This is a genomic window from Staphylococcus sp. HMSC34G04, assembly GCF_001838765.1.
Taxonomy (GTDB): domain Bacteria; phylum Bacillota; class Bacilli; order Staphylococcales; family Staphylococcaceae; genus Staphylococcus; species Staphylococcus epidermidis.
In genome coordinates this window covers 47,996-73,227 of the sequence record NZ_KV838720.1, presented here as the reverse complement: position 1 = coordinate 73,227, position 25,232 = coordinate 47,996, and the positions used below count along the sequence as shown (strand labels likewise).

24 protein-coding genes are annotated in these 25,232 nt (G+C 30.8%); 3 read left to right on the top strand and 21 right to left on the bottom strand.

Annotated features, from left to right (window positions below; all coding sequences use genetic code 11):
* Positions 1-55: 55 nt before the first annotated feature.
* The 4 genes from HMPREF3241_RS04795 to HMPREF3241_RS04780 all read right to left on the bottom strand — a co-directional run bounded on the left by HMPREF3241_RS04795 (position 56) and on the right by HMPREF3241_RS04780 (position 3,229).
* On the bottom strand, positions 56-910 hold the full coding sequence (locus tag HMPREF3241_RS04795; protein WP_002445859.1) for a LysR family transcriptional regulator: 855 nt from the start codon (positions 908-910) through the stop codon (positions 56-58).
* An 80-nt stretch (positions 911-990) separates the two neighbouring features.
* Positions 991-1,584, bottom strand: coding sequence for a ribonuclease FAU-1 family protein (locus HMPREF3241_RS04790; protein ID WP_002475896.1), 594 nt, complete (start codon positions 1,582-1,584; stop codon positions 991-993).
* Between the two features lie 294 nt (positions 1,585-1,878).
* Positions 1,879-2,064, bottom strand: a complete 186-nt coding sequence (locus HMPREF3241_RS04785; protein ID WP_002457527.1) for a hypothetical protein — start codon at positions 2,062-2,064, stop codon at positions 1,879-1,881.
* Between the two features lie 19 nt (positions 2,065-2,083).
* Positions 2,084-3,229 carry a globin domain-containing protein gene (locus HMPREF3241_RS04780; RefSeq protein WP_002475902.1) on the bottom strand — a complete coding sequence of 382 codons (1,146 nt, stop codon included), beginning with the start codon at positions 3,227-3,229 and terminating at the stop codon, positions 2,084-2,086.
* A gap of 171 nt (positions 3,230-3,400) precedes the next feature.
* Between HMPREF3241_RS04780 and scdA the strand changes: the two genes are divergently transcribed.
* Complete coding sequence (scdA, locus tag HMPREF3241_RS04775) at positions 3,401-4,075, top strand: iron-sulfur cluster repair di-iron protein ScdA (protein WP_002505657.1); 675 nt, start codon at positions 3,401-3,403, stop codon at positions 4,073-4,075.
* Between the two features lie 251 nt (positions 4,076-4,326).
* On the opposite strand, the gene HMPREF3241_RS04770 is transcribed toward scdA, so the two are convergent.
* The 5 genes from HMPREF3241_RS04770 to HMPREF3241_RS04750 form a co-directional block, all read right to left on the bottom strand.
* Positions 4,327-4,803, bottom strand: a complete 477-nt coding sequence (locus HMPREF3241_RS04770; protein ID WP_002445854.1) for a cupin domain-containing protein — start codon at positions 4,801-4,803, stop codon at positions 4,327-4,329.
* Positions 4,803-5,519, bottom strand: coding sequence for a YebC/PmpR family DNA-binding transcriptional regulator (locus tag HMPREF3241_RS04765; protein WP_002445853.1), 717 nt, complete (start codon positions 5,517-5,519; stop codon positions 4,803-4,805). Before HMPREF3241_RS04765 ends, HMPREF3241_RS04770 begins: the two co-directional genes overlap by 1 nt.
* A gap of 252 nt (positions 5,520-5,771) precedes the next feature.
* Entirely contained in the window at positions 5,772-6,131 is a 360-nt protein-coding gene (locus tag HMPREF3241_RS04760; protein ID WP_002457530.1) for a transcriptional regulator, SarA/Rot family, read from the bottom strand.
* 113 nt (positions 6,132-6,244) lie between these two features.
* Positions 6,245-8,419: a helix-turn-helix transcriptional regulator gene (locus tag HMPREF3241_RS04755; RefSeq protein ID WP_070853487.1), complete on the bottom strand. Its 2,175-nt coding sequence runs from the start codon at positions 8,417-8,419 to the stop codon at positions 6,245-6,247.
* A 264-nt stretch (positions 8,420-8,683) separates the two neighbouring features.
* Entirely contained in the window at positions 8,684-9,343 is a 660-nt protein-coding gene (locus HMPREF3241_RS04750) for a Bax inhibitor-1/YccA family protein (protein ID WP_002457532.1), read from the bottom strand.
* Positions 9,344-9,753: 410 nt separating this feature from the next.
* On the opposite strand from HMPREF3241_RS04750, the gene HMPREF3241_RS04745 reads away from it, so the two are divergent.
* Entirely contained in the window at positions 9,754-10,554 is an 801-nt protein-coding gene (locus HMPREF3241_RS04745) for a LysM peptidoglycan-binding domain-containing protein (RefSeq protein ID WP_002475913.1), read from the top strand.
* A 166-nt stretch (positions 10,555-10,720) separates the two neighbouring features.
* On the opposite strand, the gene HMPREF3241_RS04740 is transcribed toward HMPREF3241_RS04745, so the two are convergent.
* From HMPREF3241_RS04740 to graX, 7 genes are all read right to left on the bottom strand, one after another.
* Positions 10,721-11,731 (bottom strand): inorganic phosphate transporter, encoded by a 1,011-nt coding sequence (locus tag HMPREF3241_RS04740; protein ID WP_002475912.1) that lies wholly within the window; start codon positions 11,729-11,731, stop codon positions 10,721-10,723.
* 14 nt (positions 11,732-11,745) lie between these two features.
* Positions 11,746-12,363: a DUF47 domain-containing protein gene (locus tag HMPREF3241_RS04735; protein ID WP_002457534.1), complete on the bottom strand. Its 618-nt coding sequence runs from the start codon at positions 12,361-12,363 to the stop codon at positions 11,746-11,748.
* A 522-nt stretch (positions 12,364-12,885) separates the two neighbouring features.
* A complete protein-coding gene (gene vraG, locus HMPREF3241_RS04730) occupies positions 12,886-14,775 on the bottom strand; it encodes an ABC transporter permease VraG (RefSeq protein WP_002500004.1) in 1,890 nt (629 codons plus the stop codon).
* Positions 14,765-15,526 carry an ABC transporter ATP-binding protein VraF gene (gene vraF / locus HMPREF3241_RS04725; RefSeq protein ID WP_002500003.1) on the bottom strand — a complete coding sequence of 254 codons (762 nt, stop codon included), beginning with the start codon at positions 15,524-15,526 and terminating at the stop codon, positions 14,765-14,767. Before vraF ends, vraG begins: the two co-directional genes overlap by 11 nt.
* Positions 15,527-15,670: 144 nt before the next feature.
* Entirely contained in the window at positions 15,671-16,711 is a 1,041-nt protein-coding gene (graS, locus tag HMPREF3241_RS04720; RefSeq protein ID WP_002500002.1) for a histidine kinase GraS/ApsS, read from the bottom strand.
* Positions 16,704-17,378, bottom strand: a complete 675-nt coding sequence (gene graR / locus HMPREF3241_RS04715; protein ID WP_002445845.1) for a response regulator transcription factor GraR/ApsR — start codon at positions 17,376-17,378, stop codon at positions 16,704-16,706. The genes graS and graR overlap by 8 nt, the downstream gene beginning before the upstream one ends.
* 18 nt (positions 17,379-17,396) lie before the next feature.
* Complete coding sequence (gene graX, locus HMPREF3241_RS04710) at positions 17,397-18,320, bottom strand: auxiliary protein GraX/ApsX (RefSeq protein WP_002500001.1); 924 nt, start codon at positions 18,318-18,320, stop codon at positions 17,397-17,399.
* Positions 18,321-18,428: 108 nt separating this feature from the next.
* Between graX and HMPREF3241_RS04705 the strand changes: the two genes are divergently transcribed.
* A complete protein-coding gene (locus HMPREF3241_RS04705; protein ID WP_001832115.1) occupies positions 18,429-18,935 on the top strand; it encodes a GNAT family N-acetyltransferase in 507 nt (168 codons plus the stop codon).
* A 544-nt stretch (positions 18,936-19,479) separates the two neighbouring features.
* On the opposite strand, the gene HMPREF3241_RS04700 is transcribed toward HMPREF3241_RS04705, so the two are convergent.
* The 5 genes from HMPREF3241_RS04700 to HMPREF3241_RS04680 all read right to left on the bottom strand — a co-directional run bounded on the left by HMPREF3241_RS04700 (position 19,480) and on the right by HMPREF3241_RS04680 (position 24,938).
* On the bottom strand, positions 19,480-20,529 hold the full coding sequence (locus HMPREF3241_RS04700; protein WP_002499293.1) for an alpha/beta hydrolase: 1,050 nt from the start codon (positions 20,527-20,529) through the stop codon (positions 19,480-19,482).
* Positions 20,530-20,806: 277 nt separating this feature from the next.
* The gene (locus HMPREF3241_RS04695; protein ID WP_002474354.1) at positions 20,807-21,874 is read right to left on the bottom strand and encodes a YkvI family membrane protein; all 1,068 of its coding nucleotides are present in this window, start codon (positions 21,872-21,874) and stop codon (positions 20,807-20,809) included.
* A 224-nt stretch (positions 21,875-22,098) separates the two neighbouring features.
* Positions 22,099-22,599 (bottom strand): hypothetical protein, encoded by a 501-nt coding sequence (locus HMPREF3241_RS04690; RefSeq protein WP_001832127.1) that lies wholly within the window; start codon positions 22,597-22,599, stop codon positions 22,099-22,101.
* Positions 22,600-22,948: 349 nt separating this feature from the next.
* Positions 22,949-23,746, bottom strand: coding sequence for an ABC transporter ATP-binding protein (locus HMPREF3241_RS04685; protein WP_002445840.1), 798 nt, complete (start codon positions 23,744-23,746; stop codon positions 22,949-22,951).
* 358 nt (positions 23,747-24,104) lie between these two features.
* Positions 24,105-24,938, bottom strand: coding sequence for a YitT family protein (locus tag HMPREF3241_RS04680; RefSeq protein WP_002457541.1), 834 nt, complete (start codon positions 24,936-24,938; stop codon positions 24,105-24,107).
* Positions 24,939-25,232 lie beyond the last annotated feature (294 nt).

Sequence of the window (25,232 nt, the reverse complement as noted above, 5' to 3'; positions counted from 1 at the left end):
TCTCGACCTCTATCCTATTTTTAGATTGCAGTTACACAACAAAATTTAGCCTCAATTACCTAATAAAGTTCAACATTAAATTTACGAATGCGTCTACTTGAGGAAGTTGTAGCATACTTGCGTCATAACTCATGTATGTTGACCGAATAAGCGGCTTTTTATCAATAGTGACTTTTTCAAATTCAAACATGTTCTTGTCGATATTTTTTATCATAATTTTTGGTAGTATTGTTACCCCTACACCACTAAGCAACATTTCTTTACATGTGGCAACTTGATCAACTGTGATCGTCGCGTGATAATCATGTCCCAAATGATTGTTATACCATTGTTTAATTTGATTAATATAAATTGGATCTGCTTGAAATTCAATAAAAGGCAGTTTAGTTACATCTTCCTTACGATCCTTAGGATATATAAAATAATGCTCATCGTTAAATAAATGTGTATTCGATAAATTCATTACTTTATTTCCACGTGTAATCATCACATGGTAGTCTCGATGATGCGCTTTTATTTGTTCAGTAGATCCTACTTGAACCTGAATCTCCACATTAGGAAATTGCGAATTATAAAGACTCAATACTTCAGGAAGTAATGTTTGTCCAATAAGCGAAGAGCAACCGATTGAAATTGTACCGTTCACTTCACCGATATGTGCTTGTATTTTATCAAAAAATAAACGCTCACGTTTGAGCATATCACGCGCATGTTCAATAATCATTGAACCTTCAGTCGTAGTAATGAGCTGTTTTTTGGTACGAATAAAAATCTCAACTCCAAATGCTGCCTCAATTGCTTTTAAACGTTGAGTAACTGCAGGTTGAGATATATATAGAATTTCTGCTGCTTTGCGCAAAGTTTTTGTCTCATCTAAAGTAATGAGCAAACGATAATCATCTATTTTCATAGCGTCCCCCTACATATGTTTATACTTTAATCTTAGTGAAACGACTTAACTTACCATCATCGATAAATTGATTAAAATAGTTAATGTCGTCGATGTGATTTCTTTTTAGCTTTATAGGGACGTTTATGTTTCATTTTCTGTGCTTTATGATTGATTTTATGATAACAACGCATAACCTTATCTTGTATTTCTGAAAAATTATCTTCTATTTCAATCATTAATTGATGGGCGATAATATAAGCCTCATGATATTGCTTCTTTGAAATTTGTTTATTTTGTAGTGCGTACATTAAATCATCTTCATCTACAAGTTCATACTCACCATTAGGTAGAACGAGAACGTCTAAACATAAATCGATGGTACGTGCATTTCCTTTTTGAGTAATGTTCTTTATATTAATGTCAAAATAATATTCTAATGGATTACCTTTATTATCAAACATGACAGTTATACTATACCGCTTCTTATCCGGTAGTATCTGTAACCATTTATAATTGTCATCTGCAACTATTATGTTTTGTCCAACTACCGTCACCTCTAAAGGCTCACGAACCTTTTTCATCGTGACCAAGCCTATAATACCTTTAAATCTATTATTATTAACTTTAACCTCTGTATATTCTCTCTCTACCAGGCGACGCCAGTGACGTTTGTCTATATATTTTACTTTCACAGTCACCAACTCCTTGCTTTTATTATATTAAACTAGGGTGTCAATGTCATCTTAAGTCTCAGATAAATGCTGTTTACATAAATGTTCTTATTAAATCATTAAGACTATTCTACTATAAATAGATGTATTTTACTTAAAATAGATAGAAATACTAGGTTTTATCACATGAATATTGAAATTAAAAAAACAAATGTGAACATAAAAATAAGCAACGAGTGACAGAGTCATAAACACTGTTACTCGTTGCTTGATAAAATACCTATTTTATATAATGGTAAAACAATCATTAAAATTCTATTGCGCTTGATGTTGTTTTTTCTTAATAGTTAAGTACTTTAACCCTAATGCAAATAAACCATAACCTAAAATGCCTTGCATTAATGTTTTGCACAAAGATTTCTTCGTCGTTAAGCGATCAGAAATAAATGTACTTACTAAATAAAGAAAAAACACTTTGACATATCTTGGATTCATTTTCATTATATGACCTTCTTTAAAACTATACTTGAACACTTAAACGAGGAATAAATGTTTCAAAATGAACATGATTCATATCATAATTTAATTCTTTAAGGGAATTTATAATTGAATGTAAGAAATTCGTACCACCGCAAATATAAATTTCAGGTTGTTCACTTAAATATTGTTCTAATTCTTTAGCTTCTAAATAACCTTCTTTATCTTTCACGTGTAAATGTAACTGTGCTTGCTCATGATTAGCTGTAATACTATCAAGTTTTTGAGCAAATGGTCGTTCATCTTCTGTTACAACCGCTTGAATCATTTGAGTTGGAACGTTTAATGAAGCAGCTTTTTTAAACATTGAAACTAATGGTGTCATACCTACGCCAGAACCAATAAACAATTGCGGTCTTTCAGTATTTTCTATTGAAAAACCACCAACAGGAGCAGATAGATTAATCATGTCACCTTCTGATATTTCATCATGTAAAATTGTTGAAACTTCACCTTCATGTTCAGTAGTCACATCACGTTTCACACCAAATATTAAGTGATTTTCATCTCCATCTATGATTGAATAATGACGTTTAGCTCTATATGGTAACTTTTCACTAGAAACATCTACGGTAATGTATTGACCCGGTTCGAATTGACTTAAATCATATTCGTCAGATTCAACTGTGAAAGATTTGATGTCACTTGTTTCTTGTGTAATGTTTGTGATTTTAAATGGTTTAAAACCTTTCCATAACATATGGTTGTATATTTCTTGCTCTAATTTGATAAATACATCTGCAATTTCTCCATATGCTTTTGCCCACGTTTGAATTACTGGGTCGTCACTTTCTAACCCTGTCACATCTTGAATTGCAGCAAGTAAATTTTCACCTACAATTGGATAATGTTCGGGATAAACTTGTAAAGCACAGTGCTTATGTGCCACAGGCATAATTGCTGGCTTAATTGCACCTAAATTATTAATGTTCATTGCTGCAGCTAGTACTGCTTGTGCTAATGCAGCAGATTGCATACCTTTCTTTTGGTTTGTTTGGTTAAACATATTTAATAATTCTGGGTTAGCCTCAAACATCTTTGGATAAAAAATTGAAGTAATCTCAGTTCCTTTATCTTGTAATAATGGTACAGTTTGTTTAATAATATCTTGCTCTTTTTCAGTTAGCATGATTCATTCCTCCCTCATTTCTAATTATGATAGTTATTATGCTATTTTTCAAAGTATAAATTTATGAATTGTAAACTTTTTATTATTATTTGAATATTTTATGAAGTTTATCTTTATGATTGATTCAATTTTTTACTTTTCATTTATACTAAATATTAAGGAGGAGTTTTTATGATTAAAAAAGAAGATATTGTTGCAGATGTTGTAACAGATTTTCCTAAAAGTGCAGATATATTTAGAAATGCCGGAATAGATTTTTGTTGTGGCGGGCAAGAGAGTATCGCTTCAGCTGTCAATCATAAACCAAATATTGACTTAAATTCCTTGTTAAATAAGTTGAATCATATTGATAATACAGAAGGTAACAGTACCATTAATCCTAAATTTTTAAATGTTGAATCTCTTATACAATATATACAATCAGCTTATCACGAAACGCTTAAAGAAGAATTTAAGAACCTTACACCTTACGTGACTAAATTGGCAAAAGTACATAGTCCTAGTCACCCATACTTATTAAAATTACAAGACTTATATCGCGAGTTTCGTGATAGTATGTTGGATCATATACGTAAAGAAGATGAGGAGGACTTTCCTAAACTCATTCAATATAGTCAAGGACAAGATGTACAAAATATTAAAATCATATTAGAAGATTTAATTAATGACCACGAAGATACTGGACAATTATTAAAGGTTATGAATCAACTAACCTCTGATTATCAAGCACCAGAAGAAGCATGTGGAACATGGAAGCTTGTTTACCAAAGATTACAAAATATCGAACATCAAACACACCAACATGTACATCTTGAAAACCATGTGTTATTTAAAAAGGTAAGTTAATTAATTAAGACTTAGGCTTCATTTAATTAACTGCGTGCACATGTCAAAATTCAAATTGAATTCGTTGCCACACGTCCAGAAGCCCGAACCCCAACTTGCTTTGCTTGTTGAATTTCCCGGTGAAATTCTCTATGTTGGGTTCTAAAAAAATTGAAATTGTCATATTTTAATTTAGTTATCGACTGTCAATATATTAAAAAACCTGAGACTATTACCGATGTCTCAGGTTCTTCTACTTAATACATATTCTATTAATCATCTTGAGATATAGCTAATCTTTTTATTATGTTTTCATATTGCGGATATTGAGGAATCAAAGATTCTTGTGTTAAAAGTTCAAAATGCTCGTATTCAAATCCAGGTTGACACATACATCCAACTAAACTATATCCTTCTGCGTTATCTAATGTAGAGGCAAAAATTGTCCCTTTAGGCACACAGTATTGTAAACACTCACCACAATCTATATCTCTACCTAATTTAACAGTTTGATATTCACCTTTTGGGGTTATCATATGAATCTTCAACGTCTGGCCAGCATGATAATACCATACTTCATCTGCATCTATTCTATGAAAATGTGATATATCGTGCTGTGTTAATAGAAAATAAATACTGCTAAAAGACGCTCTTCCATTACTGTCGCCTCTCATTGTCTCTTTAAAATATCCGCCTTCTGGATGCGAAATTAATCCCAACCGATTTATCCAATCATTAGCAGTCATCATTATTTTAAATCTACATTATGGAAAACATTTTGAACATCTTCCAAGTCTTCAAGTGCATCGATTAATTTTTCAAAAGTAGCTTGATCCTCTTCAGACAACTCAATATCAGTTTGAGGTAACATTTCAAACTCTGCTACTTTGAATTCCTCAACGCCAGCTTCACGTAATGCATCCTGAACTTGTGCAAACTGATCTGGTTCTGCGTAAACAATAGTCAAGCCATTGTCATCAATTACATCTCTGACATCAATATCTTGCTCCATTAGTGTTTCTAAGACTTCATCTACAGATTTGCCTTCTACACCAAAGGTTGCAGTATGGTCAAACATATAAGCTACAGAACCAGATACCCCCATATTTCCTCCATTTTTACCGAACGCAGCACGTACATCTGATGCTGTACGATTTACATTGTTTGTTAATGCGTCAACAATAAGCATTGAGCCATTCGGACCAAAACCTTCGTATCTTAAGTGATCGTAGTTTTCATCACCAGCGCCTTTAGCCTTATCAATAGCTCTATCAATAATATGATTAGGTACTGAATATGTTTTTGCACGTTCTAATACTAATCTTAAAGTTTGATTTGACTCTGGATTAGGCTCACCTGATTTTGCAGCTACATATATTTCTTTACCAAATTTGGCATATATTCTACTAGTATTTTTATCTTTTTGGGCTTTTTTCTCTTTAATGTTGTTCCATTTACGTCCCATAATGTCATCTCACTTTCATCATCTATGTACCATATTATATATTTAGCTACCGCCTTTGTAAAATCTGTGAATATGTTACAAACATTGTTAAATCAATCATTATAGATACCTATTGTTCAGCATAATACAATAAACATTCTTAATAAAAAAACTGTCATCAAAATAAAACTTTTGACGACAGCAAACTCATTTTATGTAGCTTGATTCATTTCGACACATCTCTATACATTTTGTATAGTGATTAAAATGTCGTTAACAACTTAAGAATTTTTCAACATCTTCAAATAAAGCATCAAATTCACTCATATTATTTTCATCCATATATAGAAAAATTTTTCTTTCATCTCTATTCGATCTTACTTTATTTAACTTTTCTTTGTCTATCAATCTTCTAATAGACATCAAAATCTTAGTTCTACTAATATCTAACTCTCCAGTAGCCAGTTTTAGAAAAGTTTGCATAAGAATTCGCTCATCTAAGCAATATTTTTTAGCTAAATATAGTACAGCAAGATCGTTTAACGTCAACTTATATTTTTTATCTATATATCCAGATAATGCTTTATATTGTTTGTAAAATTCTAGTAATTTAATTAATTTCTGCTCATTCAAAATCTGCACCTCCAAATATAAGTGACAATGCATATATCATTATCTTAAATATTTGGATAATTGTCTTTGACATTTGTTTTTAAACAATTGTCAAAATTACGAATAAACACAATTTAAGTTGTGCTACGCCTTTTATTTATTTTACCTTTTTTATATATTTCAACTAAATATACTGCATTATATTTCATTCTGATTTTCAACGGGCCCTTTTTGAAGTCATGTTCCATAATGTTCATGTATGGTCTAAAGTTCTCCTCAACTCTCATCAAGAACGGTGTAGACCAAACATATTTATGACGTAAATTTTGAGAAATCATATGATTAATATTGCCACCTTCATCATCAACTTTAGCAATCACACAAATATATTCATCTATTAACGCTTCATCTTCAAAATTAATCCATATATCAACATCTTTAAAGTCGCTCTCATTCGATTCACTTTCAATCACACGCCAATCATATAAGTAGAGATAATATTGATCAGTATTTTCAATAATATTATAGAATCGTTTTTGAATTTGATTTTGATTAACCATCCAACTCAAATGATTAAAAATCAGGCCAAAAGTTGTTTTAAACCCATTCTCATCAAATAAATGTACAGCGTTAAAGACTTTAGGATTTGAAAATACATTTAATCCGTAGCCTTTAAAATGTTTTTTTAGTTTTGAAATTACTTGAAATAGTAATGGTGCACTATTACTTAAATCAATTTCATTATTATTCAGTAATTGATGATTGTATAAATTTAGAAAAATTAAATTTTCACTACTAAAGTCAAACTGCTTTAAATCATCTATTAAATGCTTAAGTTGCAGGATATTTTTGAGTAATAAACCTTCCTCATTATCAAGTAAATAGGGTGACTTTAATCTAGCATTATCAATATAAAGATAGTCAAATTTTAAACGCTTTATTTGTGAAGCTAATGATTTAAATTGTGCAGTGTCATTAAACATACAACTAATATCTAAACCTATTTTATATTCCAATTTGATGTTTTGTATCTTCAATATATTACGATAAATTTCTCGAATACTTTTTTCGTCCAAATTAAATATAAATTGCACATTGTAATCTGAAACAAAACGTTTATTCATATTTTTTAAGTTGTCATATTGATATGTAAAAAGTTGATTGAGTTCATATATTTGCTCGATTTTATCGATGCTAAATGCAACGTGCAAGTGATATTCAATAATAATTTTAATGATATCATTCATCTCTTCTTGAGAGAACGTATTTTTATATTGGCATAAGTTAGGCATAATACAAAAAATAATTTTTGAACCTTCATACCCTATTTTTTTATGAATACCTTGCAAAAACAACATTTTAATTTCGTCAATTGAATTAATTTGAACGACAGAATAAAACGTTGAAACATTAGAAGTTGGATATTGGTCAATAACAATTTCATCATAATTATCTAACTCATTCGTTGGCATTTTAGAACATATTAATGATTGGACACGTGATTTTAAGTGTTCTGAAACATCATCATCAGAACATCCATTATACTTATCATATTTTTTCATTGCACGATATGCATTGGGTGTTACACTTAAATAATTTTTGAATTGTCTGGAATATGTAGATGCATTACTAAATCCTAACGTTTCACTAATTTGGCTTATCGTTTTAGTTGTCGTAAGTAGCATCTCTATAGATTTACTAATTTTAAGTGTATCTATATATTTTTTAAATCCCATACCTAATAACAAATGAAACTGCGTAGAAAGATTGGACTTAGAAACATACAACTTATTAGAAATATCTTTTAGGGTAAGTCTTTCTTCGATGTGATTATATATATAATTCAATTCATCCTTTAACTCACCATAATAATCATACATATATTGGTCTTCAGCAATTTTTTTGTCAATAATAGCTTCATTAGCAAGAATATGAACAATTTTATTGATAATATCTTGTTCTTTATCCACATCACCATCTAAAAAATTCAACGTAAGTTGAGCAACTAGTTCTTTAATTTCGTTCTTAGATTGTATTAAATCCGAAGTATAATGGTAATTGAAAAAAGAATAGCCTAACTCTGTAAACCAATCACTAGAAATATATACTTCTAGTGTGATGCCATTGTCACTGATACTAAACACATCCATATTATTCACAATATATAACTCATCTGTGAGTATCCTTTCTTTCATAAATTGTTGAAAGTACATACTCCCTTCGATAGGCCAAAATAATAAAATGCCGTCTTGACATCGTGTTGCCGTATATTCTTTTTTTGAAAGTATATGCAAACAAGAATTTGCCATATCTTTACCTCTTTCCCTCAGTCTTTTATGCCCATACCAATTCATGTAAATTTTCACAAGTATCAGAAAACAATCTAACACAACATAAAAAATAAATCAAAAAGAAAAATGATGTATTTAATCATTTTTTTATTTTTGTTCTTTACCTTTTCTAATTAGATACAAAAAAGATGTGTCGTGTTGAGAGTTCAACATTAAATGAAAAACTCAGAAACTCTCTGATAGAGAAACACGATCACATCTTTTAATTCCTTCATGATCTCTTTAGTTTTTAAAGCGATTTGCTAAACTAAGTATATCTTCGATGATATTTAATAAGTTGATAAACAAATTAAATCCCATTTCTCTTGGTGAGAATTGACCTCTTTTCATTCTATTAAAATCGTATAAAGTATAAAGGAGAAACAATAATAAGCTCACTATTGTAATAACAGTATGAAAAATTGGATTATTAATAAATATCCCTATAATCCCAGCTATAATTAGCGCAATTAATGTCACAAACAGATATTTTCCCATACTCGAAGCGTCTTTTATTAAAAAGTAACCCACAATACCAAAAGCTATAAATGCACCAATAGCAAGAATAATATTTTTATAGAATACTTCTGCTCCTAAATTTTGTAAGTAAGTCGTAAAAAGAGCATACGAAAGCAACCCTACAATAATGGCGTATATATGGGAGATCACTAAACCATATTTTCGCGCACGTTTAATAAATAACGTTGCTAATATCAGAATTAACAATCCTAGAGACAATGGTTTTCTCCATGACATGGGAAGATATTGTCCAAAATAACAACCAATCCCAAAAATTATCCAATAATACATAAAATATAACCATACTTTTGCATAGGCATGTGTTTGGTTCTTATCTTGAGATTGTCTTTTATGATCAGTTGATTGGTGTGTCGATTGTGACATTATAATAACTCCTTTTCTATATTAAATAATTGGGTAATAAAAATTTTACAATACTATAAAGAATTACAAAAGTATTTAAGTTCATAAATTCTAAATATATAGAAGTTTTAGAAAACTCATTACAATGAACTTTACTTTATTACAATTTATCTAATAAATATTAAGAAAAGTAAAGAAATATGTCTTATAACTAGCGATATATCAACTTTCTTTAATAAATGTTCAGAACAATACATTATTTTAACAATGTTACAAGATAATAACAAAGCCCACAAAGTCAAATATTTTTGTTAGTATGGGGTACGTAATAAAAAAACAAAAAGTTAATGTACGGAGACTTGTCGGGACAATTATCTAAATCATTAAACTTAAATCAATTAAATCTTTGTTATATTTAAGGAGGAGTTACTTTGAAAAAGTTAGCCTTTGCAATTACAGCCGCTTCAGGCGCAGCAGCAGTTCTATCACATCATGATGCTGAAGCTTCTACACAACATAAGGTTCAATCTGGAGAATCTTTATGGACTATTGCTCAACAATACAATACTTCAGTAGAAAGCATTAAGCAGAATAATAATCTTAGCAACAATATGGTATTCCCAGGACAAGTTATTAATGTAGGTGGAAGTGCTTCACAAAGTACTAGTTCAAACACTTCTTCAAGTTCAGCATCTTCACATACTGTAGTAGCAGGTGAGTCATTAAATATCATAGCTAATAAATATGGTGTTTCAGTTGATGCATTAATGCAAGCAAATCATCTAAATGGTTATTTAATTATGCCTAACCAAACATTAACTATCCCTAATGGTGGTTCTGGTTCAGGATCAGGTGGTACAGCAACTCAAACTAGCGGTAATTATACTTCACCTTCATTCAATCATCAAAACTTATACACTGAAGGTCAATGCACATGGTATGTGTTCGATAAACGTTCTCAAGCTGGTAAACCTATCAGTACTTACTGGTCTGATGCAAAATATTGGGCATCAAATGCAGCGAATGATGGTTATCAAGTTGATAACACACCATCTGTTGGTGCAATTATGCAAAGTACACCTGGACCATATGGCCATGTAGCATACGTGGAACGTATTAATGGTGATGGTAGTATTTTAATTTCAGAAATGAATTATACAAATGGTCCATACAATATGAACTATCGTACTATCCCAGCTTCAGAAGTATCTTCATATGCATTTATCCACTAATCATTGATGATTAATGATTTTACTACAAGGTAAAGGAGCATACCTTGTAGTTTTTTTATTTTATATTTTAGGCAATTCAAATAAAAAGGCCACACAAAGTTGACTAAAAATGTCAGTCTTTGTGTGGCCTTTAGCTATATGTACTTACCTATTATACAAGTCTTTTTTATTTTAAGAACAGATGAATAACAAAATAAATAATTGCTGCTAAAATAGCTGAGATAGGTAAAGTAATCACCCATGTTACAACCATACGTTGAGCAGTGCTCCATTTAACACCTTTCGCACGATTTGAAGCACCTACACCTAGAATAGATGAAGACACAACGTGTGTAGTAGATAATGGGAAATGTAATGATGACGCTACGAAAATCGTTAATGCTGAAGAAATATCAGCGGCTGCTCCGTTAGCAGGTCTAATTTTCATAATATTTCCGCCGACAGTTTTGATGATTTTCCAACCACCTACCGCTGTACCTAATCCCATAGCTGTTGCACATGCAACTTTAACCCATACTTGAGGTTCAACATTATTACCATCTTGTAAATTACCTACAATTAAAGCTAATGTAATAATCCCCATAGATTTCTGAGCATCATTTGTACCATGTGAAAATGATTGTAATGCTGCAGTAAAGATTTGGAAAAACCTAAAATTACGATTAGTACGTGTTAAATTTGAATTTTTAAAAACGATTTTAACAATCGTATACATCATATAACCTACACAAAAAGCTATAATTGGTGAAATGATTAATACGATAATAATCTTTGTAAAACCTTGATAGTGTAATACTGCAAATGAACCTTGCGATGCAATGGCTGCACCTGCTATAGATCCTATTAGTGCGTGAGAAGATGAACTTGGTATTCCATACAACCAAGTGATTAAGTTCCAAATAATGGCAGCAATAATAGCTGCTAACACAACAACTAAACCATGTTGTAACTTGAATGGATCAACGATATCTTTTGTAATAGTTCCAGCAACACCTGTGAAGGTCAATGCCCCAATAAAGTTCATGACTGCTGCTAATAAAATAGCTCTTCTTGGTGTTAATGCTCGAGTGGAAACCGCAGTAGCTACAGCATTAGCTGTATCATGGAAACCATTGATAAAGTCAAATATTAATGAAAATATAACTATAGCTATCGTGACAATTAAAATATATGACATAAATAAAGACTCCCTTAGCTATTTTTCATGATTATAGTTTCAAAATTATTAGCAACAGCTTGACACTTATCTGCTATTTCTTCCATGCTTTGATAAATATCTTTTATTTTAATTAATGTGATTGGATCTGTTTCACTGTTGAAGATGTGTTTCATCGACTGTCTTAAGATACCGTCGCAATTTGTCTCAAATTCTTTAATATTAATAGAATGAATGCGCATGTGAGATAACTTTTTGTCTACAAGTAATCCTACAGCTAGCTTCATTTCGGCAACTGCTTTTTGTATGTTTTCTACAAATTCAGCCATGTACTCATCCGTATATTCAATTGAATACATTTCAAACATTGCTGATGTCTCTTCCATAGCATCTAAAACATCATCTATTGCATTGCATAAAGATAAGATATCTTCACGTTCAATTGGTGTAATGAATGTTTGGTTGAGATCAGAAATAACTTGATGCATAAGTTCGTCACCATGTGACTCATACGTTTTAATATTATCAGAATAAGCTTTCAAATCTAAGTGTGTATTGAAATCCATTTTGCCGAATTCAATAGCTGCACGGTCTAGATTGAATACCATTTCTTCTAATTGAACCATGAACTTATCCTTTTTCTTACTAAACATTAAAAATCCTCCATTTTGAGCGATTGTCATCAATCACATTATTAAATTTTATTTGCGTAAGACAAGTGGTTGAGGAACTGATTTACAATTATTATAAAAAGTAACTAGCAATTCTCATATTGTAAAAATTGTGTAAATTTAATATATAGTTATCATTTATTGATGTTCGCCAACATCCAGTTTTGTCCCTACTTGAAAATATCACAAAATTTACATAACCACAATTCTATTTACAAATTCTTAACAAACTAGATATTAAATTTTTACATAAGCGTCTCATGGCTTATTAAAAAATGATGGGCGATAAAATTATGGAAACACTTTTATCCACTACAACTTTAAAATAACGATTTATTAAATCAATTTCAAATATTAATTGTAATTTTTATTCAATTTAATAAAGCGACACTTTAATCACTTGTTATTTTCAATGATTAAAGTGTCGCTTCGTATTGTTCGTTGGAGTTTTGAAAATATATTAAAGTCTATAAATTAAATAACACAAATTCAATAAGTATAAATTTATATCGAATGTTTAATTGTTCTTTTAGAATGATTATAAGCTATAATAGCAAATACTGCATAAGTTGCTGTATAAACCGCCATAACTATAAAAATAGGTATTTGATTTGTCACATTCATTAAATGCATATAAGCAAGTGAAGCAAAATATGCATGCAGTAATGCAATAATTAAAGGTAAACCAAAATTAAATATTACCTTAAGTTTCAAACCTTTAGACATATCTTGATGCGTAAATCCTAGCTTACGAAGAATCGTGTAATTCTCAAGTTCGTCTTCCGTTTCATCAATCTGTTTAATGTAAATTATACATCCTGCTGCGATTAAAAATGTAATTCCTAAAAACGATGTCACGAATAATAAAATACCAGTTAAACTAGAAATTTCACTTGCCGCTTCACTTCTTGTTTCTATATCTTCATTGATACTACTAACTAATTTTTCTAATTCTGGTAAATCATTTTTATTTTTAAGATCAAAACCATATTGGGAAACAATATTCTTTTCTTTTATATGTTCTCTAATTTTTTGATAATCTTCATCATTTAAAATAAGTGTCGGTCTACCACGATCGACATCAGACATAAAATAGACTTTATTTATCCCTTTTCTCAAACTTACTTTTAAACGAAACTTCTTACTTCCTACATAAGCCGTCCCTTTTTTGTCTGTTTTAACAACATCTTTGAGAGATCCTCTAGGTATAATAATATCTGTCTGCCCTTTTTTCGTACTTACATTTGGAATATATTTATCACTCGTTACTGTGATTTCTTTCGGTCTATATACGCCTTCGCTAAAAAGATGATCTTTATAAACTTTTGCATATACGACCTCTTTATAATTATAGTAATGTTCAATATTACGATTATTTAATTTAAAAGCAAGTTCATTTGCTTGTTTCTGATTCTTTAACGTAACATCATGTGGTGAACTCAGTAACACTTCATTTGTTAACGTACTACGACTTAACGCCGCAAAACATAATACAGAAACGGTTATTGCTGACACAACAGTCATTATAGTTAAAGAAAATGCATTCTTCTTTACACGATATATAATAGGTGATGTGAACATAACATCTGTGACACTTACCGTTCCATTTCTCAACCGCTGTATCGCTTTAAATATCAATGAAACTGTACTTCTAAAGAAAAAATATGATCCTATAACAGTTAAAAATAAAATAGCAAACGGTTGAATAATTGTTTCTACGTTATCTACTAATTTAGTCGACATTATATAACCACTAACTATCATAATAATCCCTAGCACACCTAATACAACTTCACCAAGTGTTGTGCGCGTATGACTGAACTCTTTTTTGTTTACATCAGATGCTAACTCTTTAATAGAACGTTTAAGCAAATATACATAGCTTTGAAAGACTATAAGTACGTATGACACAGCTATTAATAATAATGTTTCTAAAATGGCATGATAATTAAAGATAATAGAAACACTCACGTTGATTCCTAATAATCGCAATACAATCATGAGTAAAATTTTCGAACCAAAGATTCCCAATATGATACCTACAATAGTTGTCATCATAAATGTCATCAATTGCTCCAACATAATCATCTTCATGATATCTTTTTTTGTTAGACCAATGATTTGTAATAACGATAGTTCACGCCCTCGTCTTTTCAAAAATAAAAAATTAGCATAAAGCAAAAAGACCACAATAATGATAAATAAAAAATAACTTCCTACTTGTGAGCCTTCTTTGATGACAGGAAACGATTGATTACCGTGTAAATGGTGTGCATATTTTAAAGTTACAAAACTAAAATATAATACAACGCTGATAACAAGAGATAATAAATAAATAGCATAGTGCGTCACATTTTGTTTAAAGTTTTTGAAGATAATTTCATTAAAGCTCATAATTGATGCCACCAAGTACACTTTGCGTTCTTATAATTTCTTTATAAAACGTTTGTTTATCATCATCACCTTGATACAACTCAGTAAAGATTTGTCCATCCTTTAACATCACAACACGGTTTGAAAAACTAGCAGCTACTGGATCATGTGTCACCATAAGTATAGTTGTGTTAAATTCCTCATTCATATATTTAAGACGCTTAAGTAAATCTTGTGTACTTTTAGAATCTAAAGCACCTGTAGGCTCATCTGCAAATATAATTGAAGGTAAATTAATAAATGCTCTTGCTGCTGAGGTACGTTGACGCTGTCCACCTGATAACTCTGATGGATATTTATCACTAATATCACTAATATTCAAAGCCTCTACTATACGTTGATAACGTTCATGCATGATTTGTTTATCTAACTTTTGAACTGATAGTGGAAGCATAATATTTTCTTTAACGGTTAAAGTGTTTAAAAGATTATAATCTTGAAAAATAAATCCAATATCTTTTTTTCTAATATCAGATAATTGCTTATTAGATAACTTCTCAAGTTGTTTCCCATTGATTGTAATAGATCCTTTAGTCATATAATCAATCGAACTGAGTACATTTAATAAAGTTGTCTTTCCTGAACCAGAAGGTCCCATGATTGATATAAACTCACCTTCATCAATATCTAAATTAATTTCTTTCAAAACTTCTTGGAAAGCTTGCTTATCACCATAAACTTTTGACAACTGCCTTACCTCTAATATCGACAAATAATCACTCCTGTCATACTTCAATCAAATTATCTTTTACGAAGACAAACTTAATGTAGACTATCATATCTTCTTTAATTTACATCATTTATTATATCGATTATTAATTACACTTGTGATAATAGTAAGTAACAAAACGCACGTTTAAAATGACAATCTTGTCACCTTAGACATGCGCTCAATGATTTCATTTTGTTGTGGGAAAATGAAATAAAACGTTGTTCCTTTCCCCACTATTGAATCAACTTTAACTTCAATCCCAAGTTGTTCTTTCACGCTTTGTACAAGGTATAATCCCATACCAGAAGACGCTGTGTCGTTGCGGTCTGTTGTAGAAGTAAATCCTCTATCAAATATACGTGGTAAATCTCTCTGACTAATTCCACGACCGTAGTCTTTAATTTTTAAAACGACATGTCCTTCTATGGTATAACCGCTCAAATTTATTGTAGAATTATCACTATATTTTAAAGAGTTAGACAGAACTTGTCTAATCATCATACGGCACCATTTAACATCTGTATAAACCTTTTGTTCTTCTTTAAAGTCTAATTCAAAACCTATCCCTTTTGCCTGACTGATATGTCGAGTAACTTGTATTTCATCTATAACCATTCTTTTTAATGAAATATAATCAAAATACATATCACGATGCTGTGATTCAAGCCTTGTTAAATATAATTGCTTATCTAACATTTCATTAATACGAGACCATTCAAATAATAACGCTCGCTTACGCTGATCATCACTTTCTTGATCTATCAATAATTTCATAGCCGTAACAGGTGTTTTTATATCATGAACAAACTCTGTAATTGTTTGTTCATGATTTTTAATTTGTAATTGTTGTTCGACTACTTTCTCTTTTTGAGCGGTTATATGACGATATAGATAATCTATGACTTGTTGTTGGAATGGGGTTTCTGCCAAATCTTTATGCTTAATTTCTTCAATTTCTTTATCTTCATAAAAATGTTTAGATAGACGGACTTCTTTAACAAACGTAAATAATAAGAAAAGTATACTCGAGCCTATGTTTAATATCACTATATAAAAAACACTTTCAACTGAAATCTCATAATCTATGTAGGCAACACCTAATAAAATAATGTTGAGAAATAATATCCACAAGATCCAGTTACTACGAGATTTTATAAAAAACCAAAACCATCGAAAATTATTCATGAGCTAAGTATCCTTTACCAACTTTGGTTTCTATTGCGCTATCCATGTCAATTTCTGATAATTTTTTTCTTAATCTATTAACATTAACTGTTAAAGTATTATCACTAACAAAAGCCTCATCATCCCACAAAGCAGTAATGAGAGTGTCTCGTGTCACGATTTGATTACGTTTATTGATTAACATCTCTAAAATAATCATCTCTGTTTTAGACAAAAAGATAGTTTTATCATCTTTTTGAATACTATCTTTTGATAAATCCACAGTAGCGTCTTGCCAACTTAATGTTCGCTTTTCTTCAACTCCAAATTCATAAACACGTCTATATATAGCTTGTAGCTTAGCAATTAAGACGTTTGTATAAAATGGTTTTTGCATATAATCGTCTGCCCCAAGTTCCATACTCATCACTTGATCCATTGGATTATCTCTTGATGATAAAAACAAAATAGGAACGTTCGACTGTTGTCTCATTTTTCGACACCAATAAAACCCATCGTATTTCGGTAATTGAACATCTAAAATAACAATTTCTGGATTAAATGTCTCAAATGTCTCCATCACATGACTAAAATCCTCGACACCAGCGACATTAAAATCCCATTGTTCTAATTCCTTTTTTAATTCTTGAAAAAGCGTATTATCGTCTTCGACTAATAATATTTGCATAACGAATCACCTAATATATTATTTAGTATATTTAATCTTCTCACCTGATTGAATGCGCCCTTGATAATGCTTAATTCTACAATCAATTTCAAAGCCTCTCATAAGAAGTCCTTGAATCGGTGCTTGTACGAAATAGTAAATTGGCCAAAATAATCTAGGGATATAATCGTATAAATGAACCATAATTAAACGTGTTCCTTTAAGAAGTCTAAATTCTAATTTTGCTTGCTTCTTTAATTTTGGTTTCATCAATTTACCACCAATAAGATGTAATGTAATTATATCTTCTGTTGTATTAATCATTTTGAAAATAGCTAAAGGGCTTTTAATGTTCTTATTGTAAATGATGTAGTGATGACCTTGTTTTTGAGTATATACAAAAGTTCCTTTTGTCTCATCTAACCATCTACTAAAATAATCTACAAGTTGATTGAGCGTCCATTTCTTCGGTAAAATCATCTTCATCGCTGTTCGAACATCATCATATTTAGCTGTTTGTAATTCTACGTTAATATGAGGACGTTTCACTTCAACATCTGTACAATCAACTGGTACTCCATAAGCGCCTAAACGTTCAATGGCTTCATTATCATGACGGCTCCCCGGAATATACACAATCTTTTTCAGCTTATTTATTGATGCAGCTCTACCAAAATTATCTGCCGCTATAAAGTTTAAATCTCGTGCTGTTGCATGTGTTAATTTAGCAGAATGTTTAGTTGGATCTAAATAATATACCGCAATGTCTATACCTTCCATAGCTTCAACTACATCTTTGTAATTATATATATCACGTTTTAACCATGTGATTTTGTTCGTAGATCCTTTATCAGGTTTGGGATATTTAGATAAAGCATATAATTGGGCATCATGTTCAATGACTCGACTTAAATATCTACCAATATAGCCGGTGCCACCTGCTAACAATACTTTAGGCTTCATAAATATCAACTCCTAAACTTTCTTTTAGATAATTTTATATCAAGCGTAATTATGTAAAGTGTATTATAATAAGGAAGACAATTGATTTAACAAAACAGGAGTGTTGATATGACACATCTCATTCGTGAAATTAGTATTAAAGACGTTGAAAACTTTATCAGTCTATTAAGCCAAATATATGATGAATCAGAATTTACATTCTACAATCCAGGTGAATATTCACCAACGATATCTTCCGCAAGTCAACACTTAGAAAAATACATCACCTCACCTACCAAAGCGATATATGTCGCTGAAAGTGATGAGCAACTTGTTGGATACGTATTTGTTAATACTGAAACCTATGAACGTACACAGCACGAAGCTGTCGTGTACCTTGGAGTTAGAGAATATTACCAACATCAAGGTATTGGGCAAGCACTTATCAATAGAATTGAAGCATGGGCTTTAAATCATCATATTCGACGTATTGAAGCTACGGTTGTTACAGAAAACATTAACGCAATAGAATTGTTTAAAGGCATGGGCTTTCAAATCGAAGGTGAACTTAAAGATAAGCTTTTTATAAACCAAAAATATTATAACGAATATGTAATGGCTAAAATATTAAATTAACTAAGTATGTCACTATAAATTTTACCACATATTTAAAATATTAAATAATATCATCATACGTCTTTCATATTGAGGCGTATTTTAATTATCTTTACTACTTATAAGTTTAAGATTATTTATTCTTTACTTATTATGAATCTACTGCATCATCGCTTCGTATATCTTTGAATTATTCTTAAACTACTTTAATTTTAAAATCAAATTTATACTGTTTAGTCATAAAAACGCACCCCAAAAGCTAAATTTAGTCTTGCTTTTGGGGTGCACATTATTGTCTTGAGAATTTCAATATGTTATGCGTCGATGACTGAATTAAAAATGTAATTATATCAAGCTTACTTTATCAATAATTCAGAGTAGAATTTCTTACAGAAATTACAAAGACAACAACTTTAGGATTGTTTGATGCTGATAGTGATTGTACATTAAATATGAATGATATCTCTTTAATATAGTTATGATATTTAATTATGCAATCGTATTCTTCCAACATATACAGTACTTCTCGCAATGACGTACCTTAATGCACAAAGCATTAATAAACTTAAGAATCAAAAGGGTATAAGGATACTTCATTAGTATTTTGAGTTGGCTGATTTTGTGATGACTCGTTACTCTCCACTCCAGAAGATGATGTGTTTCGACTTAAAAATAACAGCACTTTTTTGATATTTTCTTTTGATTCCGGTTTATCTAGATGAAATTGATATTGATGATGTAAGTGGTGCGAACCATCATAGAATAATGTATCTACTGGTATATTTTCTGCTTTCAAACCTTGCGCAAATTCTTTATTTTGACTGTAAAATGGATCAGCATCACCAACCGAAAGAAATGTCGGCGGGTATTCATGAGTCACTTGATTGAGCGTTGACATTTGAGATAAGTTTTTAAAATCTGTTTCCCAATGACTTGTTCCGGTATAACTTTTCATAAATAATTGTATTCTTGGAAACTCGGTTGCTCTAACCGTTTTCATATTATAAAAACCACCAAAAAATACGGCAGCCTTTATTTGTGAAGGCTTGAACTGCTGTTCAAAATGCATTTCATCTCTTAAGTCTTCATTGGTTTGCATAGCTACATATTGACTGGTTAACTGAGCACCAGCAGAGTCTCCCCCAATAACAACTTGATCAAAATCAATAGGTAACTCATGCTTATTCTCTTTTACAAACTTTACAGCTTGATTGAGTTGTACTAGCGGCGTGGGATATTTATATTGTGGAGCTAGCGCATAATTTACGTTGACAATGATGTATCCTTGTTCTGCAATTCTTGACAATAATTGATTTTTATATTGTTTGTCTCCAGCGATAAATCCTCCACCATGCATCCAAAAAATTACCGGTAATTTCGTATCATTGCTCATATCTGCTGGGGTAATAATGTCTAATTTGCTGTTGGGCATACCTTTACCATATGAGATATCTCTATATAATTTTACATTTTTGTTATTAATTTGAACATTTGTCTTGCTCTTCTGTTTATCATGAACATGGTTATAATGACTCTTCAAATTAAAAGCCAATATAAGTGAGACAACAAGTATGATTAGTGTTGTTATCCATATCCATTTTAGCTTTTTTTTCATCATGGCTAACCCTTTCAAATAATTACTCTACTTGTCTTGCTATTAATATAATAAAACAAATATCGATATAATTAAACAAAGGGGTAGGACAGAATCCATTTTGATGAATTCGAAGTCCCACCCCTCAAAGCTGACTCAATTAAAAAATATTTTATATAAGTGTGCATCTATAACTTAGTCAACTCGGATGAACATATTTACTTGTTCATGTATTTTTTAACCTTAACCTTTTCACGATTAAAATAAACTTTTTAATCATAAAAGTGTGAAGCAATGACTACGCGATATGCTCTTCATCATCTTTTTTACGTTTATAATATTTAATCAACACTGCTACTACAATAAATAATCCGACAATACCCATAAATTTGTATAAAACATTGATTAAATCAGCGAATCCTACGAAACTTAAAATAAATGCCATCACCATCATGATAACAATGAATATATGGTATTTTTTACTATAAGGTTCTGTGAAACGCGCTGCAAAAGAATAACAAAGACCTAAAATTGTGTTGTACATCACAGCTAACATAATGACTGTGAGTACAAGACCTAACCAAGGATGTATACCTTTCGCTAGGTTAAGCGTAGGTATTGCTACATCTTTAATTTTTGAATATTCTGTTTGAAGTGAGAAGTTAATTAAAGCAAGTAAGATAGCGTATAGCACACCACCAAACATTGCTCCTGCACCTGAAACTCTTCGCTTAGAAGCATCACCGCCGATAGCTACTATCGTACTAAATCCTACAGCAAATGCTAATCCGCCGTATACTAATCCCCAAAAGATACCTTTCCAAGCACTCGTTTCAGGCATAGCACTGTTTACTTCCCCTAATGAAATACTACCTGTAAATAGGTAGAACACAGCAATAAGAATAACCATTATGATTAAAAATGGTGTAACTATTCCTAAAGCTCTTACAATTTTATTAAAGTCTAATAATAATGTTAAGTAAATCAAAACTGTCATGATTAATGCGCCTAACCAAGTAGGAATTCCAAAACTTTGCTCAAAAGTAGAACCTGATCCGGCTATCATAGTGACAGCTATACCAAATAAGAAAAAGACAAGAATATAATCAAAAACTTTACTAAATTTTTTTCCAAAAACATATTGCAATGTGGACTCGTGATTTTTCGCTTCAAATGCAGTACCTATCTTAGCTACTTGTCTTCCTATGAACCCAAGTATAAATCCTGAGATAATCACTCCAATATATGACCATAAACCAAATGGTGTGAAAAATTGCATCACTTCTTGTCCTGTTGAAAATCCTGCGCCGACAACAATGCCGACATAGGCAAAACCAATTTTTATAGCTTCTTTATTCAGCCCCATGTGAATATTTACCTCCTTAGAGTTGCACAGTGAGCATTATAACGTACTGACTTTTTATTGCAACCCTAAAAAAATGTATAAATTTTGCTATTCTGTATTTTTAATCATTTTAGAAAACGATTTTTCGGACTTCAATATAAACAAAAATGCATAATCAATCGTAATCATGTATAAAAAAATAGTCGCAAAAGTTTCAATAAACTTGAGCGACTATAACTCATTTTTTAGCGTGCATCTCTTTGATTATTCAATTCATTAATGTCTACAACTACATTATCCATACGTTTTGCTGTATCTTTAAGTACATTTCGTGCAACATTATTACTTGGATCGAGTTTTAGAATACGTTTAGCGACATCAAACGCTTTTTTATCCGAAATAACTGGCTCAGGAATAGCATGAAGTAATAACATTTGTAGTAAACTCTTCACTTCATTTCCGTCAGTAAGTTTTATGGAAGAATCTGCATGATAATATGCTGAATCTAGTGCGCCCTCATATTCACTTAAAGGATAAACAAGTAAAAGGAATGCTAAATCATGTAATTCTGATGATTCTTCTACCTTAATCATATCTAGAATACATGTATAAAACATCATACTCTCTACTTCATGAGCACTAGAGATGTATGCTTCTTCAAATTCCATAAAATCTGTTTCGGACATTAACTGTCTAACTAGTTCAAACTCGCCATTCAATACATGTTTTTTTATAAGATGTTGCATGGCAATGTCCTCCTATTGTCCAGATTTTATATAACAATTATTATTATAATACCATAATTACCTTTAAATTTCATTTAAAAAATGATTCTCAACGTTTTGGACCGTAAAATTACAATATATTTTCAAACACTTTTTCTTTATATGTATACGTCTTATAATAGCAATAATAAATGTATAAATGGTGAACTTTAAAAATCATTGTGGTTCACGTGTTAAATTTTTTTCAAACTATGGTTATGATACTAAAATACTCTATAGGCTTATTAATATAAAAAATGCTCAAAATGATAATTGTTTTGAGCATTTTTTATTATAATCATATTTTATCAATAAGACTGTATTCATTTAATCATGAATAGGTCTGACAGAATAAATCATAAGTAACTAAAATTGGTTTCCCTGTTCTCGGATCTATATCTAAAACACCATCAATATTAAATACCTTTTCTAGAATGTCCTTAGTTAACACTTCCTCAGTTTGACCAGTCGCAACAATATCTCCAGCTTTCATCGTAATGAGATGATCTGAGAAGCGTATTGCTTGATTAATGTCATGTAAAACCATGACAATAGTGCAACCTTCTTCTTCGTTGAGCTTTTTGACTAAATTTAATATTTCTAATTGATGACAAATATCTAAATAAGTTGTAGGTTCATCTAAGAAAATAATATCAGTACGTTGAGCTAGTGCCATTGCAATCCACACGCGTTGTCTTTGTCCACCACTTAAATCATTTATAGTACGATGACGAAATTCACTTGTACCTGTAACTGACAGTGCCCAGTCAATTTCTTTTTTATCTTCTGCAGTTAAACGACCAAATCCTTTTTGATGTGGAAAACGTCCGTAAGAAACAAGTTCTCCCACAGTAAGTCCATCTGGGACCTCTGGTGATTGTGGTAAAATCGCTATTTTTTTAGCTATTTCTTTCGTAGATGTGGCATGAATACTCTTACCATCCAAATTAATTCTACCTTCTTTAATTGACAACAGTCTAGATAACGCTTTCAATAAAGTTGATTTCCCACACCCGTTAGGTCCAATAATAGAAGTAACCTTTCCATCAGGAATTGCGACATCCAAATTATTAATAATCGTAGAATCACCATAGCCAATTTTCACTTGTTCACCACTTAAACGACTCATAATAATTCCCCTACTTTCATTCTCTAAAATCTTGCTTTATATATAGTAAAAACATTGTTATTGATTAAGTTATTCACTCATTATCAGTCACAAACTGGTAATTGATAATCATTATCATAGTTTTTATTATAACATCTCTTCTATATTATGACTAACAATTATTTTCACTAGGTTATATATCATACTCGTAAATGAGCAGCAGTAAATTAAGTGAGTAGTATTGGCCATAATAGATAAGTAGGGAACTGTATAATAATAAAAAGCCCAAAATGGCTTTAACTAAGTAACCATTTTAGGCTTCACTTTAAAAAGTGTCTTACATTTTAGCAACTTTCTAACTTTATAACATATTGAAATTTTACTCATCTAACAAAAAACCATTACCATATACATCACGAACGTCATGAATAACTAAAAAGGCATTTTCGTCAATATTTTTGATAATTCGTTTAGCACGGGAAACTTGTGTTTTAGAGATGACGACGTAAAGTACATCTTTTTCTTCTCTAGTGTAATAACCGTGTCCATTTAATATTGTTAATCCTCTTCCAACTTGCTGATCAATAGCTTTTGCTACCTCATTCGGGCGACTAGATATAATAGTCATTGCTTTTTTAGTATTTAATCCTTCTATAACAAATTCCATCACTTTTGTACCTATATATAAAGACATAACTGTAACTAAGCACTTCGCCAAAGGAATTTCTGTCAATGAAATAAGCACAACGATAAGGTCAAAGAATAACAAAGCGTATGGCGTACTAATATCTAAATATTTATTAACAATTCTCGCAAGAATAACCGTTCCAGCAGTTGTTCCCCCTGCTAGAACGATAATACCAATTCCTAAACCAACACAAGTCCCACCAAACACAGCATTAATTACAACATTCCCAGTTTCTACATGCCATGTTTCAGTTAAACTTAGAAAGATTGAAATGAGTACTGTAGCAAAAATAGTTAAATATGTACTACGTTTGCTCAAATATTTATAACCCACAATAATTAAAATAGCATTTAAAACAAAATTGGTTATTGCCGGTGAAATATGAAAAGCATAATATAATACGATGGCTATACCAGTGACACCACCCTCACCCAAATTCCCTGAAATAACAAATGCATTGATACCTGCAGAGAAAATAAATGAACCTATAATAACTAAAATGATATCTCTGATAGTTTTATTCACTCAATCACCCCTAAAACTTTGTTTAATTATTAAAATGTTAGCATAAGGTAACTACTTACTACAATAAAATTTCAAATAAATATATGATTTAAAAAAACAACTTCACATATCATAATATTCGTAATTATAAAAATATGTCATCTTAAACGTACTAAAATAGAAATTCAACACATCCGCTTTCGAACAAATTTAAATATTCTGAATTTTTAATTTACTTATACGCCTAGGTCTGCTATAATAACTTTAACTTCTTGAAAGAGAAGTTATCTCCTTTGTGTTGTTTATAGTAACAAA

Bases quoted from the DNA above. Each gene is read 5' to 3' on its own strand.
- HMPREF3241_RS04740 (WP_002475912.1), bottom strand. From the start codon at position 11,731: ATGTCATATATTTTAATTGTCACGATAGCTATAGTTATATTTTCATTA.
- HMPREF3241_RS04755 (WP_070853487.1), bottom strand. From the start codon at position 8,419: ATGGCAAATTCTTGTTTGCATATACTTTCAAAAAAAGAATATACGGCA.
- HMPREF3241_RS04735 (WP_002457534.1), bottom strand. From the start codon at position 12,363: ATGTTTAGTAAGAAAAAGGATAAGTTCATGGTTCAATTAGAAGAAATG.
- HMPREF3241_RS04705 (WP_001832115.1), top strand. From the start codon at position 18,429: ATGACACATCTCATTCGTGAAATTAGTATTAAAGACGTTGAAAACTTT.
- graX (WP_002500001.1), bottom strand. From the start codon at position 18,320: ATGAAGCCTAAAGTATTGTTAGCAGGTGGCACCGGCTATATTGGTAGA.
- HMPREF3241_RS04785 (WP_002457527.1), bottom strand. From the start codon at position 2,064: ATGAAAATGAATCCAAGATATGTCAAAGTGTTTTTTCTTTATTTAGTA.
- HMPREF3241_RS04690 (WP_001832127.1), bottom strand. From the start codon at position 22,599: ATGCAACATCTTATAAAAAAACATGTATTGAATGGCGAGTTTGAACTA.
- HMPREF3241_RS04770 (WP_002445854.1), bottom strand. From the start codon at position 4,803: ATGATGACTGCTAATGATTGGATAAATCGGTTGGGATTAATTTCGCAT.
- graS (WP_002500002.1), bottom strand. From the start codon at position 16,711: ATGAATAATTTTCGATGGTTTTGGTTTTTTATAAAATCTCGTAGTAAC.
- graR (WP_002445845.1), bottom strand. From the start codon at position 17,378: ATGCAAATATTATTAGTCGAAGACGATAATACGCTTTTTCAAGAATTA.
- HMPREF3241_RS04780 (WP_002475902.1), bottom strand. From the start codon at position 3,229: ATGCTAACTGAAAAAGAGCAAGATATTATTAAACAAACTGTACCATTA.
- vraG (WP_002500004.1), bottom strand. From the start codon at position 14,775: ATGAGCTTTAATGAAATTATCTTCAAAAACTTTAAACAAAATGTGACG.
- HMPREF3241_RS04685 (WP_002445840.1), bottom strand. From the start codon at position 23,746: ATGAGTCGTTTAAGTGGTGAACAAGTGAAAATTGGCTATGGTGATTCT.
- HMPREF3241_RS04795 (WP_002445859.1), bottom strand. From the start codon at position 910: ATGAAAATAGATGATTATCGTTTGCTCATTACTTTAGATGAGACAAAA.
- HMPREF3241_RS04765 (WP_002445853.1), bottom strand. From the start codon at position 5,519: ATGGGACGTAAATGGAACAACATTAAAGAGAAAAAAGCCCAAAAAGAT.
- HMPREF3241_RS04750 (WP_002457532.1), bottom strand. From the start codon at position 9,343: ATGTCACAATCGACACACCAATCAACTGATCATAAAAGACAATCTCAA.
- scdA (WP_002505657.1), top strand. From the start codon at position 3,401: ATGATTAAAAAAGAAGATATTGTTGCAGATGTTGTAACAGATTTTCCT.
- HMPREF3241_RS04695 (WP_002474354.1), bottom strand. From the start codon at position 21,874: ATGGGGCTGAATAAAGAAGCTATAAAAATTGGTTTTGCCTATGTCGGC.
- HMPREF3241_RS04700 (WP_002499293.1), bottom strand. From the start codon at position 20,529: ATGAAAAAAAAGCTAAAATGGATATGGATAACAACACTAATCATACTT.